At 66.4% G+C, this 16,270-nt stretch carries 17 protein-coding genes; 12 read left to right on the top strand and 5 right to left on the bottom strand.

All coding sequences use genetic code 11. The features are described 5' to 3' along the window. Positions 1 to 278 precede the first annotated feature (278 nt). Entirely contained in the window at positions 279 to 1,184 is a 906-nt protein-coding gene (locus I8N54_RS08505) for a LysR family transcriptional regulator (RefSeq protein WP_140192976.1), read from the bottom strand. 232 nt (positions 1,185 to 1,416) lie between these two features. On the opposite strand from I8N54_RS08505, the gene I8N54_RS08510 reads away from it, so the two are divergent. The 11 genes from I8N54_RS08510 (at position 1,417) to thpR (ending at position 10,116) form a co-directional block, all read left to right on the top strand. Further along, positions 1,417 to 2,343, top strand: coding sequence for a lysophospholipid acyltransferase family protein (locus I8N54_RS08510; protein WP_140192975.1), 927 nt, complete (start codon positions 1,417 to 1,419; stop codon positions 2,341 to 2,343). Next, positions 2,324 to 3,136, top strand: coding sequence for a glutamate racemase (locus I8N54_RS08515; RefSeq protein WP_140192974.1), 813 nt, complete (start codon positions 2,324 to 2,326; stop codon positions 3,134 to 3,136). Before I8N54_RS08510 ends, I8N54_RS08515 begins: the two co-directional genes overlap by 20 nt. A gap of 78 nt (positions 3,137 to 3,214) precedes the next feature. Then, entirely contained in the window at positions 3,215 to 4,243 is a 1,029-nt protein-coding gene (gene argC / locus I8N54_RS08520; protein WP_140192973.1) for an N-acetyl-gamma-glutamyl-phosphate reductase, read from the top strand. Between the two features lie 155 nt (positions 4,244 to 4,398). Continuing rightward, complete coding sequence (gene ccmE, locus I8N54_RS08525) at positions 4,399 to 4,851, top strand: cytochrome c maturation protein CcmE (protein WP_140192972.1); 453 nt, start codon at positions 4,399 to 4,401, stop codon at positions 4,849 to 4,851. Positions 4,852 to 4,894: 43 nt separating this feature from the next. Next, a complete protein-coding gene (locus I8N54_RS08530) occupies positions 4,895 to 5,506 on the top strand; it encodes a holin-associated N-acetylmuramidase (RefSeq protein ID WP_140192971.1) in 612 nt (203 codons plus the stop codon). Beyond that, on the top strand, positions 5,497 to 6,033 hold the full coding sequence (locus tag I8N54_RS08535; protein WP_140192970.1) for a holin family protein: 537 nt from the start codon (positions 5,497 to 5,499) through the stop codon (positions 6,031 to 6,033). The genes I8N54_RS08530 and I8N54_RS08535 overlap by 10 nt, the downstream gene beginning before the upstream one ends. Then, entirely contained in the window at positions 6,030 to 6,230 is a 201-nt protein-coding gene (locus I8N54_RS08540) for a hemolysin XhlA family protein (RefSeq protein WP_140192969.1), read from the top strand. Before I8N54_RS08535 ends, I8N54_RS08540 begins: the two co-directional genes overlap by 4 nt. A 61-nt stretch (positions 6,231 to 6,291) precedes the next feature. Then, positions 6,292 to 8,265 (top strand): heme lyase CcmF/NrfE family subunit, encoded by a 1,974-nt coding sequence (locus I8N54_RS08545; protein ID WP_140192968.1) that lies wholly within the window; start codon positions 6,292 to 6,294, stop codon positions 8,263 to 8,265. Then, entirely contained in the window at positions 8,262 to 8,711 is a 450-nt protein-coding gene (locus I8N54_RS08550; RefSeq protein ID WP_140192967.1) for a cytochrome c-type biogenesis protein, read from the top strand. The genes I8N54_RS08545 and I8N54_RS08550 overlap by 4 nt, the downstream gene beginning before the upstream one ends. A gap of 92 nt (positions 8,712 to 8,803) precedes the next feature. Further along, positions 8,804 to 9,577 (top strand): enoyl-CoA hydratase-related protein, encoded by a 774-nt coding sequence (locus I8N54_RS08555; RefSeq protein ID WP_140192966.1) that lies wholly within the window; start codon positions 8,804 to 8,806, stop codon positions 9,575 to 9,577. Further along, positions 9,574 to 10,116, top strand: coding sequence for an RNA 2',3'-cyclic phosphodiesterase (thpR, locus tag I8N54_RS08560; protein WP_197097449.1), 543 nt, complete (start codon positions 9,574 to 9,576; stop codon positions 10,114 to 10,116). The genes I8N54_RS08555 and thpR overlap by 4 nt, the downstream gene beginning before the upstream one ends. Here thpR and I8N54_RS08565 read toward each other — a convergent pair. From I8N54_RS08565 to gltX, 3 genes are all read right to left on the bottom strand, one after another. Then, positions 10,098 to 10,607, bottom strand: a complete 510-nt coding sequence (locus I8N54_RS08565) for a GNAT family N-acetyltransferase (protein WP_140192964.1) — start codon at positions 10,605 to 10,607, stop codon at positions 10,098 to 10,100. The genes thpR and I8N54_RS08565 overlap by 19 nt on opposite strands. After that, the gene (gltA, locus tag I8N54_RS08570) at positions 10,607 to 11,902 is read right to left on the bottom strand and encodes a citrate synthase (RefSeq protein WP_140192963.1); all 1,296 of its coding nucleotides are present in this window, start codon (positions 11,900 to 11,902) and stop codon (positions 10,607 to 10,609) included. Before gltA ends, I8N54_RS08565 begins: the two co-directional genes overlap by 1 nt. 94 nt (positions 11,903 to 11,996) lie before the next feature. Next, positions 11,997 to 13,388 (bottom strand): glutamate--tRNA ligase, encoded by a 1,392-nt coding sequence (gene gltX / locus I8N54_RS08575; RefSeq protein WP_140192962.1) that lies wholly within the window; start codon positions 13,386 to 13,388, stop codon positions 11,997 to 11,999. Between the two features lie 73 nt (positions 13,389 to 13,461). On the opposite strand from gltX, the gene I8N54_RS08580 reads away from it, so the two are divergent. Then, positions 13,462 to 15,507 (top strand): ComEC/Rec2 family competence protein, encoded by a 2,046-nt coding sequence (locus I8N54_RS08580; protein ID WP_140192961.1) that lies wholly within the window; start codon positions 13,462 to 13,464, stop codon positions 15,505 to 15,507. Between the two features lie 17 nt (positions 15,508 to 15,524). Here I8N54_RS08580 and lexA read toward each other — a convergent pair whose 3' ends face one another. Next, positions 15,525 to 16,214: a transcriptional repressor LexA gene (gene lexA / locus I8N54_RS08585; RefSeq protein WP_140192960.1), complete on the bottom strand. Its 690-nt coding sequence runs from the start codon at positions 16,212 to 16,214 to the stop codon at positions 15,525 to 15,527. Between the last annotated feature and the right edge of the window lie 56 nt (positions 16,215 to 16,270).

A 16,270-nucleotide genomic window follows, 5' to 3' on the forward strand; every position in this document is an offset into this window, starting at 1 on the left:
AGTTCGATTTGGCCGCCGCGCTCACAAACCGGCCATGCGTTGCCGACATGTCTCAGGACGCTCGGCAAGGAATTTCGGTCTCAACCCTGTTGATACGGGGTGAATTCCGCCCGAACTCAACTCGCCGGGTGAAGCCGCGACAACTCGCAGGGTGGGCGCGGTCGCCTTTGCATCCCCGACGCCGGCGACCCGAGCTGACCGCGCCAGAATGCGAATGCCGAGGCTGCGTCGGATCCGGCCGGGCAACGTCCGAATCGACAGACAGCTAACCGGCCGGGTCAGGAGGCCAGCGCCTCACGCAACTTGCTGCGGTGGGCGATGATCTCTTCCTGCACGAAATCACGGAACGCCCCGATCCGCTTCGACTGGCGCAGCTCTTCCGGGTAGGCAAGGAAGACCGGCACTTCGGCGCTTTCCACTTCGGGCAGGACCCGGACGAGGTCCGGGAAATCCTCGACGACGTAGTCCGGCAGAATGCCGACGCCGAGGTGGTTGTTCACCGCCTGCAACACCCCGAAATAGTTGTTCACGGTCAGCAGGCTGGGCAGATCATGCGACAGCAGGTGCTGCGTCAGGGAGGTCGACGCCGAAACCTGCGCGCTGCCCGGGTTCTGACAGACGAGCCGGTGATCGCGCAGATCCTCCATCGTCTCGACCGGACGCCGGTCGGCGAGGTAGGTCTGCGAAGCATAGAGCCGCATGTGCACCGACATCAGCCGCTTGCGGATCAGATCGGCCTGGCTCGGCTCCTTCATGCGGATCGCGACGTCGGCTTCGCGCATCGGCAGGTCGAGCACACGTTCCTCCAGCATCAGGTCGATGCGCAGATCCGGGTAGCGTTCGTAGAACTTCACCAGCCGCGGGGCGAGCCAGAGCGTGCCGAAGCCGATCGTCGTCGTGACCTTGAGGTCGCCGAAGACCTCTTCCTCTGAATCCCGGATCCGGGCGGAGGCTGCCTCCAGCCGCTTGTTCATCGACTTGGTCGCATCGAACAGCAGCTCGCCCTGCTCCGTCAGGATCAGACCGCGGGCGTGGCGATGGAACAGGGTCGTGTTCAGGCTCTCCTCGAGCGCGCGAATCTGGCGCGACACGGCGGACTGGCTGAGGTGCAGCGTGTCACCGGCGGCCGTGAGGCTGCCGGCATCCGCGACCGCGTGGAATATGCGTAGTTTGTCCCAATCCATGGGTGCTGTACTTGCCATGCGTTTTTGAACTTTCCGGAGCCAGTATCTAAATCAATTCGGCAATGAAATGACACTCCCGCACTAAGTATTCCTCAAAAGCGCGACAATCCGGCGTCAGATGTGACCGAACGTAACGAAAGATTGCGCTGCCGATCGGCTCTCCCTCGCAACAGATTGCACTTCTTTTATGCGAAGTGTCGGCATATTTGTTGGAAAACGTCAGGGTGAGGACATGGCAGAGCGTCACGTCGCCAAGGACATCACTTACGCCACCTCGGCAACGACGAGGTCGGGCCGGGCCATGATCCGCGTGATGGAGAATGCCACCGGGCGCTTGTCCCTTATTCGCAAGGCGCGCGGCTACGACCTCGAAGTCGCGAGCGGTGCCGATTTCTGGCAGGTCATCACCGAACGTTACGGCCTGACGCTCGACGTCATGGGTGGCACGCTCGACAGCATTCCGCGCACCGGTCCGCTGATCGTGGTCGCCAACCATCCGTACGGCGTGCTCGACGGGCTGATGATGGGACGGATCCTGTCGGAGCGGCGGGGCGGCGATTTCCGGGTTCTCGCCCACCAGATTTTCCGCAAGTCGCCGGACCTCGAACGGGTGATCCTGCCGATCTCCTTCGACGAGACGAAAGAGGCCGCGCGCCTGAACCTCGAGACGCGGGCGAATGCGCTGTCCTACCTCTCGCAAGGCGGCGCGATCGGGATCTTTCCGGGCGGCACCGTCTCGACCTCGGTGAAGCCGTTCACGCCACCGATGGACCCCGGCTGGCGGACCTTCACGGCCAAGATGATCGCCCGCTCTGAGGCGACGGTCGTCCCGGTCTTCTTCGAGGGCGCGAACAGCCGGCTGTTCCAGATCGCGAGCCACGTCCACACGACGCTGCGGATGGCGATGCTGATCCGCGAGTTCAAGCGCCGCGCCGGCACGCCGGTCCGGGTGGTCATCGGCGAGCCGGTCGACCGGGCCGAACTTCTGGCCCGACGCTCGGAGCCGAAAGCACTGATGGAATACCTGCGGCAATCGACCTACGCCCTTTCGCCGCGTCCGATCCGCTACGGTATGGGCTTCGAGTTCGAAGACAAGTACAAGTCGCGGACGACAGAGGCGCAGAAGGGCAGATCGAAGGATGGCCGTAGGTATCTTTGACAGCGGGCTCGGCGGGCTCACGGTTCTCGACGCGGTGCAGAAGCGCCTGCCGGAGGTTCCGTTCGTCTATCTCGCGGATTCGGCGCATGCGCCTTACGGCGTGCGCGACGCGCAGGACATCTATGAGCTGACGACCGCCTGCGTCGCCCGCCTGTTCGAGGCGGACTGCGACCTCGTCATCCTCGCCTGCAACACGGCGTCCGCTGCTGCGCTGCGCCGGATGCAGGAAAACTGGCTCCCGCCCGGCAAGCGGGTGCTCGGTGTGTTCGTGCCGCTGATCGAGGCGCTGACCGAGCGGCAGTGGGGCGACAACTCGCCGCCGCGCGAAGTGGCGGTGAAGCATGTCGCGCTGTTTGCCACGCCCGCCACGGTATCGAGCCGCGCGTTCCAGCGGGAGCTCGCCTTCCGCGCGATCGGCGTGGATGTCGAGGCGCAGGCCTGCGGCGGCGTGGTCGACGCGATCGAGGACGGCGACATGATCCTTGCCGAAGCTCTGGTGCGCAGCCATGTCGACGCGCTGCTGCGCAAGATGCCGAGCCCCGATGCGGCCGTGCTCGGCTGCACGCACTACCCGCTGGTCGCCGAGGTGTTCCAGGACGCGCTCGGGCCCGACGTGAAGGTCTTCAGCCAGGCCAACCTTGTGGCCGAGAGCCTCGCCGACTACCTCGGCCGGCGACCGGAGATGCTGGGATCAGGCACGGAGAGTGCCTATCTGACCACCGGGGACCCCAAGCGCTTCGGCAATCACGCCACGACGTTCCTGCGACGCAAGATCACGTTCGAGGCCGCCTGAGCCCCGATGATCCCGGTCCCGACGGGACCCGACCAGACCTTACGAGGCCCCGCGCGGGCCAGCGCTACGGATAACAATATGACTGCAAAAATCGCGATTCTCGGGGCATCGGGCTATACGGGGGCCGAACTCGTCCGCCTGATCGCCACACATCCCGGCATGGAGATTGCCGCGCTTTCGGGGAATTCGAAGGCAGGGATGGAGATGGCGCAGGTCTTCCCGCATCTGCGCCACCTGGACCTTCCGCGGTTGACGACGATCGAGGAGATGTCCTTTGACGGTATCGACCTCGTCTTCTGTGCGCTCCCCCACGCGACCAGCCAGGCAGTCATCAGCGAGCTGCCGCGGACGCTCAAGATCGTCGACCTCTCCGCCGACTTCCGCCTGCGCGATCCGGCGGACTACGAGAAATGGTATGGCAAGCCACACGCTGCCGTGGAAATGCAGAAAGAGGCCGTCTACGGCCTGACCGAGTTCTACCGGGACGATATCGCGGGTGCGCGACTGGTGGCGGGCACCGGCTGCAACGCCGCAACCGGGCAATATGCGCTGCGCCCGCTGATCGAGGCGGGAGTCATCGACCTCGACCGGATCGTGATCGACCTGAAGGCGGCCGTCTCCGGGGCCGGGCGGTCTCTGAAGGAGAACCTGCTGCACGCGGAGCTGTCGGAAGGCGCGCACGGCTATTCGGTCGGCGGGGTGCATCGCCACCTCGGTGAGTTCGACCAGGAATTCTCCGCCATCGCGGGCCGGCCGGTGCAGGTCCAGTTCACACCGCATCTGATCCCGGCGAACCGGGGGATCCTTGCCACCGTCTATGTCGACGGCGAGGCGGATGCGGTGCACGCCGCGCTGGCGGACCGATACGCGTCGGAAGAGTTCATTCTTGTCCTGCCTCAAGGCGAGCACCCCTCGATCCGGCATATCCGGGGCTCGAACTATTGCCACATCGGGGTCGTGGCGGACCGCATCGCCGGACGCTCGATCGTGATCGCGACGCTCGACAACCTCGCCAAGGGATCGTCGGGACAGGCGTTGCAGAACGCGAACCTGATGCTGGGGCTGGACGAGGGTGAGGGGCTGCGCCTCGCGCCGGTGTTCCCGTAAGGGCGCCTGATCCAGCGGTGCGCGCCTTGCGGCGCGCGCAGGATGTCCCGGCCTGACGGCCGGCGGGGAGGGGGCGCTGCCCCCGTCGCCTTGAGGCGACTCCCCCGGAATATTTGCCGGCCCGAAGAAGCAGGGGCCATCGAGAGGATGCCACGATGCGTTCGCTGAAGAAGAAAAGACGGGTTCAGGTCATCGTCCTGACGTTCGTCGCGCTCGCCGGAGCGACGGCGCTGATCGGCTATGGCATGCGCGACGGGATCAACTTCTTCCGCGCACCGTCCGAAGTCGTGGCGGCGCCGCCTGAGTCCGAGGAAGTCTTCCGGCTTGGCGGGCTGGTGGTCGAGGGATCTCTGGTGCGCGACGAGGGCGAGACGGTGCGGTTCGAGGTCTCTGACGGCGGCGCGACGATCCCGGTCGTCTATACCGGGATCCTGCCGGACCTGTTCGAAGAGAACCAAGGCATGATCGGGCAGGGGCGCTACGTCGACGGCACCTTTGAAGCGCAGGAAATCCTCGCCAAGCACGACGAGAATTACGAGCCCAAGGAAATCCGCGAGGCGCTCGAGGGCGCGCGCGGGGCAACGAACGGTGAGGCAGTCACGAATTAACCGTCATCAGGCAGGGTTGCCGCGGGTTTCAGCGGGGGCTGCCATGAAGACGGTACGGGACATTGCGGTCGAGATCGTGGCGCGGGAGGGCGGCTACGTGAACGACCCGGACGATCCGGGCGGGCCGACCAAGCACGGCGTGACGATCCACACGATGCGTCGCCTCGGGCTCGACCTCGACGGGGACGGCGCGATCACGGCAGGCGACGTGCGGCGTCTGACCCCGGAGCAGGCGGCGGAGATTTTCGAGCGGCACTATTTCCACGGGCCCCGGATCGGCGAGCTGCCCGGTCCACTTCAGGCCTCCGTGTTCGACATGTATGTCAATGCGGGTGCCAGCGCGGTGCGCATCCTGCAGCGCTTGTTCCGCCAGATGCGTATGGAGATCGCCATTGACGGCATCATCGGCCCCCAGACGATCAGGGCGGCGGCCCGGGCCATCGCGGCGGCGCCGGATCACCTTGTCGATGCCTACGGGATCGCGCGGCGCAACTACTACTACGGCCTCGCCGACAATCGCCCGGCCCTGCGCAAGTATGCGCGTCGGCGAGATGGCGGGAAGGGCGGCTGGATCCGCCGGGCGGAGGAGTTCATCTCGCCCCGGTTTCACCTGACGGACGCCCAGCACCGGGCGCGGGTGGCCGCATGGGACTGATATCGAAGGGCATGGACGTGATGTTCGGCGACGGGCGCAATGTCGTGGCCGACACCGTCGGCATCTTCCGCGAATCCGCCGAGAATGCCGGTGCCCGGGAGGCGGCGATGAAGGATGCCGCGCTCGGCCAGTTCGCCGCGGAGTTCGCACGTCCGCGCAAGGGGCTGTTCGACCGGGTGATCGACGGGCTCAACCGGCTGCCGCGTCCGCTTCTGGCCTTCGGGACGATCGGCCTTTTCATCGTCGCCATGGTCGATCCGATCTGGTTCTCCGGCCGGATGCAGGGGCTAGCGCTGGTGCCGGAGCCGCTCTGGTGGCTGATGGGCGCGATCGTCAGCTTCTATTTCGGCGCGCGCCACCAGGCGAAGGGGCAGGAGTTCCAGGCGTCCGTGGTCGAGAGCGCCGCCCGGGCGGGGACGGTTCAGCAGAGCATCCGCGCCCTGCGCCAGATGGAGGACGCGCCGGAGCAGCCTGCCACGCCGGGCGAGCCGAACCCGGCGCTCGAGGAATGGTGGCAGGCCCGATGACCGACTGGGCGACACAGGCCGAGCGGCGGATCGGGACGCTCGAGACGCGCAGCGCGGTCGAGGACGTCCACCGCGAGAATGTCGAGAAGCGCCTGACGGAGATCGAGGACACGCTCAAGTGGCTGGTCCGGCTGGTGATCGGCGCACTTCTGACCGCCGGAGTGGCGTTGATCGTCGGCGGGCCGCTGGCGGGCTGAGGCGATGCGTCTCGCCCGCTTGTGATTGCCGCCTGCCGTGCTGCTGCGGTAGGACGGGACCATGCTTACAGAACTCGGCCATTTCGCACTCGTCCTCGGTTTCGGCCTCGCGCTGGTGCAGATGGTCGTGCCCCTGATCGGCGCCCACAAGGGCTGGCGCGGCTGGATGGCGATCGGCGATCCGGCGGCGGTCAGCCAGCTGATCCTCGTCGGCTTCTCCTTCGCCACGCTGGTGCATGCCTTCGTCGTCTCCGACTTCTCGCTGCGGCTGGTCTACGAGAACAGCCACTCGGCCAAGCCGATGATTTACAAGATCGCGGGAACCTGGGGGAACCACGAGGGCTCGATGCTCCTGTGGCTGCTGATCCTCGTGCTGTTCGGCGGCGCGGCGTCGCTGTTCGGGGGCAACCTGCCGGCGACACTCAAGGCTAGGGTGCTGGCGGTGCAGGCGTCCGTCTCCGTCGCCTTCTATGCCTTCATCCTCTTCACTTCGAACCCGTTCCTGCGGCTGGCGGTGCCGCCGCTCGACGGGCAGGACCTGAACCCGCTGCTGCAGGACCCGGGGCTCGCGTTCCATCCGCCGTTCCTCTACCTCGGCTATGTCGGGCTATCGATGGCGTTCTCCTTCGCGGTCGCCGCCCTGATCGAGGGAAAGGTCGACGCCGCCTGGGCACGGTGGGTGCGGCCCTGGACCCTTGCGGCGTGGGTGTTCCTGACCGTTGGCATCGCGCTCGGCTCGTGGTGGGCCTACTATGAGCTCGGCTGGGGCGGTTTCTGGTTCTGGGATCCGGTCGAGAATGCCTCTTTCATGCCGTGGCTCCTGGCAGCGGCACTGCTTCATTCGGCAATCGTTGTCGAAAAGCGCGAGGCGTTGAAGAGCTGGACCATCCTGCTCGCCATCCTCGCCTTCGGGTTCTCGCTGCTCGGCACCTTCATCGTGCGCTCGGGGGTGCTGACCTCGGTCCATTCCTTCGCGTCCGACCCCACGCGCGGGGTCTTCATCCTCGCCATTCTCGGCGTCTTCACGGGTGGCAGCCTCGTGCTCTTCACGATGCGGGCCGGCGCAATGGAAGCGAAAGGCCTGTTCGGGATGGTCAGCCGGGAAAGCGCGCTGGTGCTGAACAACGTGCTGCTGGCGGTTGCGACCTTCGTCGTCTTCATCGGGACGATCTGGCCGCTGCTGGCGGAGATGGTGTTCCAGCGGACGCTCTCCGTCGGGCCGCCGTTCTTCGACGCGGCCTTCACGCCCTTCTTCGTGGGCCTCGCCGTGATCCTGCCGGTCGGCGGCATGCTGGCGTGGAAGCGGGGCAAGATCGGCCGGGCGATGCGTCCGCTGATCCCGGCGCTGGCGCTGGCGCTTGCGGCGCTGCTGCTTGGCTATGCGCTCGGGACCGGGCGGTCGGCGGTTGGCCCGATTGGCGTGATGCTCGGCACCTGGGTCGTCGCGGGCGCCGCGATCGACCTGTGGACCCGAACGGGACGCGGCCCTGTCGCGGGCCGCGTCGGCCGGTTGCGCCGCCTGCCGCGCGCGGACTGGGGCAAGGCGGTCGCGCATTCGGGCCTCGGGATCACCATCCTGGGCATCGCCGCGATCACCGCCTGGCAGCAGGAGGACATCCGCGTCGCCAACCTGGGCGAGCCGTTCGATGTCGGCGCCTACGAGGTGACCCTGCAAGCCGTCGATGAAGTCGAGGGCCCGAACTACCTCAGCACCATGGCCACCATCACGATGGACAGGGGCGGGCGCACCGTCGCCACCCTGACCCCCGAGCGTCGGCGCTACCCGGTCGCGGGCATGCCGACGACCGAGGCCGCGATTCATAACGGCTTCCTGCGCGATCTTTACGTCGTGATCGGGGAGCCGCAGGCGAGCGGCGGCTGGGCAGTGCGCACCTACATCAAGCCTTTCGCCAACTGGATCTGGGGTGGCGCCATCCTGATGGGGCTCGGCGGGATGATCTCGCTCTCCGACCGGCGGTTGCGAGTCGCAGCGGGGGCCGCGAAGTCGAAATCGACGGCGGTGCCGGCGGAATGACGCGGCTCCTGATCCTCGTGCTGCTGTTCCTGCCGATGGTCGCCGGCGCAGTCACTCCGGACGAGATGCTGGAGGATCCGGCCCTTGAGGCGCGGGCGCGCGAGATCAGCCAGGGACTGCGCTGCCCCGTCTGTCAGAACGAGAGTATCGACGAATCGAACGCCGAACTCGCCCATGACCTGCGCGTCCTGTTGCGGGAGCGCCTCGTCGCCGGAGATAGCGACGAGGAGGCGGTGCAATATATCGTTGACCGCTACGGCGAGTTCGTGCTGCTGCGACCCACCGCAAGCGGCATCAACCTGATCCTCTGGCTGGCCGGCCCGATCCTTCTTATCCTCGCCTTGTCAGTGGGTTACATGGCAGTCCGGGCGCGAAGCCGGTCCGCGCCACAGGCCGATCTGACGGACGAGGAACAGGCCCGCCTGAAAGAACTCACCGGCGGCTGATCGAGCACGCGCGTCGATTGACGTCCCGTTCCCCTTCCTTGAACTCAACGGTTCACTAAGTTCCCCTTGGGACCCGCAGGAAAGGGATGGTCATGGAGTACGAAACGATCCGCTACAACGTGGATGGCGGCATCGCTGTGATCCGGATGAACCGGACCAAGGTGATGAACGCGCTCAATTCACAGATGCGGGCCGAGATCACCCACGCGGTCGGCGCGGCCCAGAAAGAGGCGCGCGTCATCGTACTGACCGGGTCGGGCAACGCATTCTGCTCGGGTCAGGACCTCGGTGACGGACGGGCCTCGAACCTCGACCTCGAACGGACGCTGCGCGACGAATACATGCCGATGCTGCGCGCCATCATCGACAGCCAGGTGCCGGTGATTGCCGCCGTGAACGGCGCTGCTGCCGGGGCCGGGGCCAACCTCGCGCTGGTCGCCGACGTCGTGATCGCCACGGAATCCGCTTACTTCGTTCAGGCGTTCAGCCGCATCGGCCTGATCCCCGATGCCGGTGGCACCTGGTTTCTGCCGCGCCAGATCGGCCATGCCAAGGCGCTCGGCAGCATTCTCTTCGCAGAGCCGATCACCGCCCGGCAGGCGGCGGAGTGGGGCATGATCTGGGAAGCAGTCGAGGATGACCGCTTCAATGATCACTGGGCGACCCGGGCGGCGCAACTCGCCAGCGGACCGACCGAGGCCTACCGCCATGCCCGCACGGCACTGCGCGAATCCTTCGACAATACGCTGGACGAGCAACTCGCACTCGAATCGCGTCTTCAGGGGGCCTGCGGCCAGACCCGTGACTTCCGCGAGGGTGTGGTCGCATTCCTCGAAAAGCGTCCGGCGGTGTTCGAGGGCCGGTGAGAGCATTCGTTTCCATCGACCTCCCGCCTGAGGAGACGGCGATCCTCGCGGCTCTGCAGGAGCGGCTGCCTTTCGGGCGGCGCGCCGATCCGGATACCTTCCACGTCACGCTTGCCTTTCTGGGTGAGGACGTGGCGGAGGAGGCCGTCGAGACGCTGCATGAAGAGCTGATCGCTCTGCGCCTGCCGGATTTCCCGCTGGAGGTGCAGGGAGTCTCGACGCTCGGCGCGCCAGCGGTGCTGATGGCCGATGTCATCGCCTCCGATCCGCTGGTGACCTTGCACGCTCGTGTTGCCTCTGCCTGCCGGCGCGCGGGGATCACGCTGGACCGCCGGCGGTTCCGCCCGCACGTGACGCTTGCCCGGTTTCGGCGCGATCTGTCGGCCCACGACCTCGACCGGCTGACCCGGTTCCTCGAGTCCGAGGCGCGCTTCCGCCTCGACCCGTTCAACGCGGGCAGCTTCGCGCTCTGGCAGTCGATGCTGACCCATGATGGGCCGGTGCACGAGGAGCTCGCCCGCTACCCTCTGGCGCGCTGATCGGCCGGGCGGGGCAGGGCGAAATAGACCGAATCCGTCCAGACCCCATCGACGCAATAGGTGTTCCGCGCCGTGCCCGTCTCGCGAAAGCCGAGCGCACGCAGACACCCGACCGAGGCCTCGTTCTTCGGATCGGCATCCGCCGTCAGCATCGGTGCGTCGCTGACCTGCCAGATATGCGGGACGATCGCCATCATCGCCTCCCTGACATAGCCTTTCCGCCAGTGATCGGGATGCAGGATGAAGCCGATCTCGTAAGGTCGCCACATCCCCGCATTGCCGATGGCGACGCCATCTAGATCGAGCACGAAGTAGGTGAGAGGCGGTTCAGACGCGAGCTGCCTCTCCAGCCGCTCCAGCGTCTTGTCACGCGTCCGGTCGGGCGGCGAGGACCAGAATTCCATCGCGCGCGCATTGCCGTAGATCGCGTGAAGGTCGTCGAGATCGCCCGGCCGCGCCTTGCGCAGCAGCAGCCGGGCGGTCTTCAGCATCAGCGCTTTTCGATGTCCACGTAGTCGCGCGCCGTCTCACCGAGGTAGAGCTGGCGGGGACGACCGATCTTGAGCTGCGGATCGGCGAGTTGCTCTTTCCACTGGCTGACCCAGCCGACCGTGCGCGACAGCGCGAAGATCGGCGTGAACATGGCCGTCGGGAAGCCCATCGCTTCAAGGATGATGCCGGAGTAGAAGTCGACGTTCGGGAACAGCTTGCGCTGCACGAAGTAATCGTCCTCCAGCGCGGCCTTCTCGAGATCCTTGGCGACCTGCAGGATCGGGTTGTCCTCGACGCCGAGCAGGTCGAGCACCTCGTCGGCGCTCTCCTTCATCACCTTCGCGCGCGGGTCGAAGTTCTTGTAGACCCGGTGGCCGAAGCCCATCAGGCGGAACGGATCGTCCTTGTCCTTGGCGCGGGCGAGGTATTCCGGAATACGATCCGGTGTGCCGATCTCGCGCAGCATCTCGAGGCACGCCTGGTTGGCACCGCCATGCGCGGGCCCCCAGAGACAGGCAATACCGGCTGCGATGCAGGCGAAGGGGTTGGCACCGGAGGAGGAGGCAAGCCGCACCGTCGAGGTGGAAGCGTTCTGCTCGTGGTCGGCATGCAGGGTAAAGATCCGGTCCATCGCGCGGGCAAGGATCGGGTTCACCTTGTATTCCTCGGCCGGCACGCTGAAGCACATGTTCAGGAAGTTCTCGGCGTAGGTCAGGTCGTTCCTCGGATAGACGAAAGGCTGGCCGACCGAATACTTGTAGGCCCAGGCCGCGATCGTCGGCATCTTGGCGATCAGCCGGATCGAGGCGACCTCGCGCTGGTGCGAATCCGCGATGTCGGTGGAATCGTGGTAGAAGGCGGCCATCGCGCCGACCACGCCCACCATGATCGCCATCGGGTGCGCGTCCCGGCGGAAGCCACGGAAGAAGTAGACCATCTGTTCGTGCAGCATCGTGTGATGCGTGACGAGATATTCGAACTCTTCCATCTGCTCGGCCGAGGGGAGTTCCCCGTACAGCAGCAGGTAGCAGACCTCGAGGTAGTTGGACTTCGACGCGAGCTGGTCGATCGGGTAGCCGCGGTGCAGCAGCTCGCCCTTGTCACCGTCGATGAAGGTGATCGTGCTGTCGCACGACGCGGTCGAGGTGAAGCCCGGGTCATAGGTGAAGACACCCGCCTGCCCGTAGAGCTTGCGAATGTCGAGAACGTCGGGACCAGCGGTCGGCGAATGAATGGGCAGGTCGTACTCCTGCCCGTCGATCGTCAGTTTCGCTTGGCGGTTGTCGTCGGCCATGGTCATCCCCTTCCTGAGACGCCGCCGACGGTCGTCGGACGGCGGAGTTTTCTCCGTTCGAAACCGGCTATCGTCGTTATATGACGAAAAGGTTTCAGGCGGCCTGATCCTCGAGCCGGGATATGGTTTCTTCTTTCCCCAGCACCAGCATCATGTCGAAGACCGACGGCGAAACCGAACGCCCCGCCAGTGTCGCGCGCAGCGGCCCGGCAAGTTTGCCAAGCTTCAGCCCGTGGTCCTCGGCAACCGAGGACACAATGGCCTCCAATTCGTCCCGCGTCCAGCCGGCAGTTTGCAGTCGCGGCGTCAGATCAGCGATCATGGCGCGCGCCGTGTCGTCCAGTTGGGCGGCGGACTTCTCATCCGGTTCGATCGGCCTATTGCTAAGCACAAAATGCGCCTTTTCAATAAGTTCCGGGAAGGTCTTCGCGCGTTCCTTGAGGCAATACATCGCCCTCGCCAGCCCATCCCTCTGTGCGTCCGTCAACGGGGGAGCCTGCGTCGCCGCAAGATAGCCTTCGAGCTCTTGCAGCAGTGCAGCATCGTCGGCCACGGCGATATGCTGGCCGCAGATGTTCTCCAGCTTCTTGAAATCGAAGCGCGCGGGGCTCTTGCCGATGCCGTCGAGGTCGAACCACTCCCGCGCCTGCGCGTCCGTGAAGAACTCGTCGTCGCCGTGGCTCCAGCCGAGCCGCGTCAGGTAGTTGCGCATCCCCGCGGCCGGATAGCCGAGCGCCTGGTACTCCGCCGCGCCCGTCGCGCCATGGCGCTTGGACAGCTTCTTGCCGTCGGGGCCGAAGATCAGCGGAATGTGCGCCATCACCGGCACGTCCCACGCCATCGCCTTGTAGATCAGCGTCTGACGGATCGAGTTCGCGAGGTGATCGTCGCCCCGGATCACGTGCGTGACCTCCATGTCATGGTCATCGACCACCACCGCCAGCATATAGACCGGCGTCCCGTCGGAGCGCAGAAGCACGAGGTCGTCGACCTGATCGTTCTTCCAGGTCACGTCACCCTGCACGGCGTCGGGCACAGTCGTCTCACCGTCGCGCGGCACGCGGAGGCGGATCACGTAGGGCGCATCCGGATGTTGCGCCTCGGGAATGTCGCGCCAGGGCGAGCGGAACAGCGTCGACTTGCCGTCCGCCTTGGCCTGTTCGCGAAACGCCTCGATCTCGTCCTGGGTCGAGAAACACTTGAAGGCCCGGCCGTTCGCCAGCAGCTCTTCGGCGACCTCGCGGTGCCGCTCGGCGCGGCTGGCCTGGCTGACCGGCTCGCCGTCCCAGTCGAGGCCGAGCCACGTCAGCCCGTCGAGGATCGCCTGCGCGTTCTCGGGGGTGGAGCGTGCCTTGTCGGTATCTTCGATCCGCAGCAGGAACTTGCCGCCCTTGGCGCGGGCATAGAGCCAGTTGAACAGCGCCGTGCGGGCGCCGCCGATGTGCAGCGCACCGGTCGGAGAGGGGGCGAAGCGGGTGACGACCATCGGTTCCGTTTACCTTCCACTAGCATTTCTGTGGTTTCGAGGCGGGGATACTTGGGCCACGGGGCGAGGACAAGTGCGGGCCGTCGCGAGCATCGAAGCCGTTCTGCTGGCGCAGCGCGGCCACCTGTTCGGCTGGGTGCCGGTCTGCCTCGGCACCGGCATCGGCCTGTACTTCTGGCTGAAGGTCGAGCCGACCCTTGGCGTCTATCTCGTCCTTCTCGTCATCAGCGGGCTTGCCCTGCTTTTCTCGAAGGTCGTCGGGGCCGCCATCGGACCGATCGCTGTCGGCGCCGCTCTGATCGGGATCGGCGTCACGCTCGGCGGCGCGCGGGCGCATTTCGTGGCCGAACCGGTGCTCGGCTGGCGCTACTATGGACCGGTGGAGGGCAGGGTGGTCGCCATCGACCGCTCCGCCTCCGACGCGGTGCGGCTGACGCTGGATCAGGTTCGGCTCGAAGACATCGCGCGGGAGCGAACGCCGGCGCGGGTTCGGATGTCTCTTCATGGTGACCAGGGCTTTATCGAGCCCCGGCCCGGCATGGTCGTCATCCTGACCGGGCATCTCTCGCCGCCGGCCGGCCCGGTAGAACCCGGAGGCTTCGACTTCCGCCGCCACGCGTGGTTCGACCGGCTCGGCGGCATCGGCTACACCCGCACCCCCGTGCTGGAACTCAAGGACGCAGATCGGGTGCCGTGGGTCGCCCGACAGCGTACCCGCCTGTCCGCCGCGATCCGAGCGCGCGTCGATGGGGACGCCGGTGCCTTCGCTGCGGCGATCCTGACGGGTGACCGCTCGGCCATTCCCGAAGAGGTCGTGACGGACTTGCGACGCGCCAACCTCGCCCATCTCCTCGCCATCTCGGGGCTGCACATGGGGTTGCTGACCGGCGTGGTCTTCGGCCTCGTCCGGCTGGTCCTCGCGCTGATCCCCCGCGGCGCTCTCTACTGGCCGAACCGCAAGATCGCGGCCCTCGCCGCGCTGCTGATGGGCGCCTGTTACCTCGCGCTGTCGGGCGGAGCGGTCGCGACAGAGCGGGCCTACATCATGGTCGCCGTGATGTTCGTCGCGGTCCTGTTCGACCGTCGCGCGATCACTCTGCGCGCCGTCGCGGTCGCCGCGATCATCGTTCTGTGCCGAAGACCGGAAGAACTGACCGGGCCCGGATTCCAGATGTCGTTCGCGGCGACGGTGGCGCTTGTCGCGGTCTTCGCCGCCCTACGCTCCGCCGGCAGCCCGCCCGGCTGGGTGCGGCCGCTGCTTGCCGTGGTGCTGTCCTCGGTCGTTGCTGGCCTCGCCACAGCGCCCGTGGCAGCGGCACATTTCAACCAGGTCTCGCACTACGGTTATGTCGCCAACCTGCTTTCGGTGCCGGTCATGGGCACTGTCGTGATCCCGGCGGCGGTCGCGGCTGCGATCCTCTGGCCACTCGGGCTGGACTGGCTGGCGCTTGCGGTGATGGAGGCCGGCCTGCGCTGGATCCTCTGGGTGGCGGCGCAGGTGTCCGGTCTCGACGACGCGGTCGGCCACGTGCCGACGCCGCCTGTCGCGGTCCTCCCGTTACTGGCGATCGGAGCCGCTCTGCTGGTCCTCTGGCGCGGCCGGGGCAGGTGGATCGGGCTGCTCCCGGCGCTGCTGGCCGGCTGGCTCTGGCATGACGTGCGCCGCCCGGACATCCTGATTGCAGAGACTGGTGGCCTGATCGGCGTCATGACCGCCTCGGGTCGCGCCTTGTCCAAGCCGACGGGGGACGGCTTCGCTGCCATGGTCTGGCTCGAAAACGATGGCGCCCCGATCCAACAGGACCAGGCCGCCGCCAAGGGCTACGAGGTCGCCCGTGCGCGGGTCGGCCTGCTGCACCTCACCGGCAAACGCCGCGCGGAAGCGCTCACCGGATGCGGCGGAGCCCGCCTGCTGGTCCTGAACCTCCCCGATCCAGCCGTGCGCCCCTGCGTGGTCTACGACAGCGAACGCCTGAGCCGCACTGGTGCCATCGCTGGTTGGCTGGTGGAAGAGGGGCTGCGCCTGGAAACCGCAGCCTCCCGATCCGGCCGACGGCTCTGGACGCCTCTCACGAGCAAAACGGGGCCAGACGATGCAGGCCCCGTTCTGCTGGAGTGAATGGTCTTGTTCCACGCTCAGTAGGTGCGGATCAGCCCGACAAGCCGGCCCTGGACCTTCACATGGTCGGCCGGAAGCACGCGCGTCTCGAACGCCGGATTCGCGGCTTCGAGCGCGATCGCAGTCCCTTGACGGCGGAACCGCTTCAGCGTCGCTTCCTGATCTTCCACCAGCGCAACCACAACGTCGCCGTCATCCGCCGTCGTCGTCTCCCGGATGACCACGACATCGCCGTCGTTGATGCCGATTCCGATCATCGACTCACCGCGGACTTCCAGGGCGTAATGCGCCCCGCGCCCGATCATAGACTGCGGTACGGACACGCGCCCGGCTTCTTCCGAAATGGCAGCGATCGGCACACCGGCGGCGATCCGGCCCATGATCGGCAGATCGGTTGCGGCGCTGCTTTCGACCGACACCGCGGACGGAGGCGGCGGTCCATCGGGCCGGTCGCCTTCGATCACGCGGGGCGTAAAGCCCTTCTGCGCCATCGAGTCAGGCAGCTTCACGATTTCCAGCGCGCGCGCCCGGTGCGCGAGACGTCGGATAAAGCCCCGTTCCTCGAGCGCGGTAATCAGCCGGTGGATGCCCGACTTCGACCGGAGGTCAAGCGCTTCCTTCATCTCGTCGAAGGAGGGCGGGACACCGTCGCGCTGGACACGTTTGTGAATGAATTCAAGCAAGTCGAGCTGCTTCTTGGTCAGCATCCTGCACCATCCTCATCTTACCCGTCATACGGGAGTTTGGACAATGTTCTATGGAT

This window comes from Pelagovum pacificum (assembly GCF_016134045.1).
Taxonomy (GTDB): domain Bacteria; phylum Pseudomonadota; class Alphaproteobacteria; order Rhodobacterales; family Rhodobacteraceae; genus Oceanicola; species Oceanicola pacificus_A.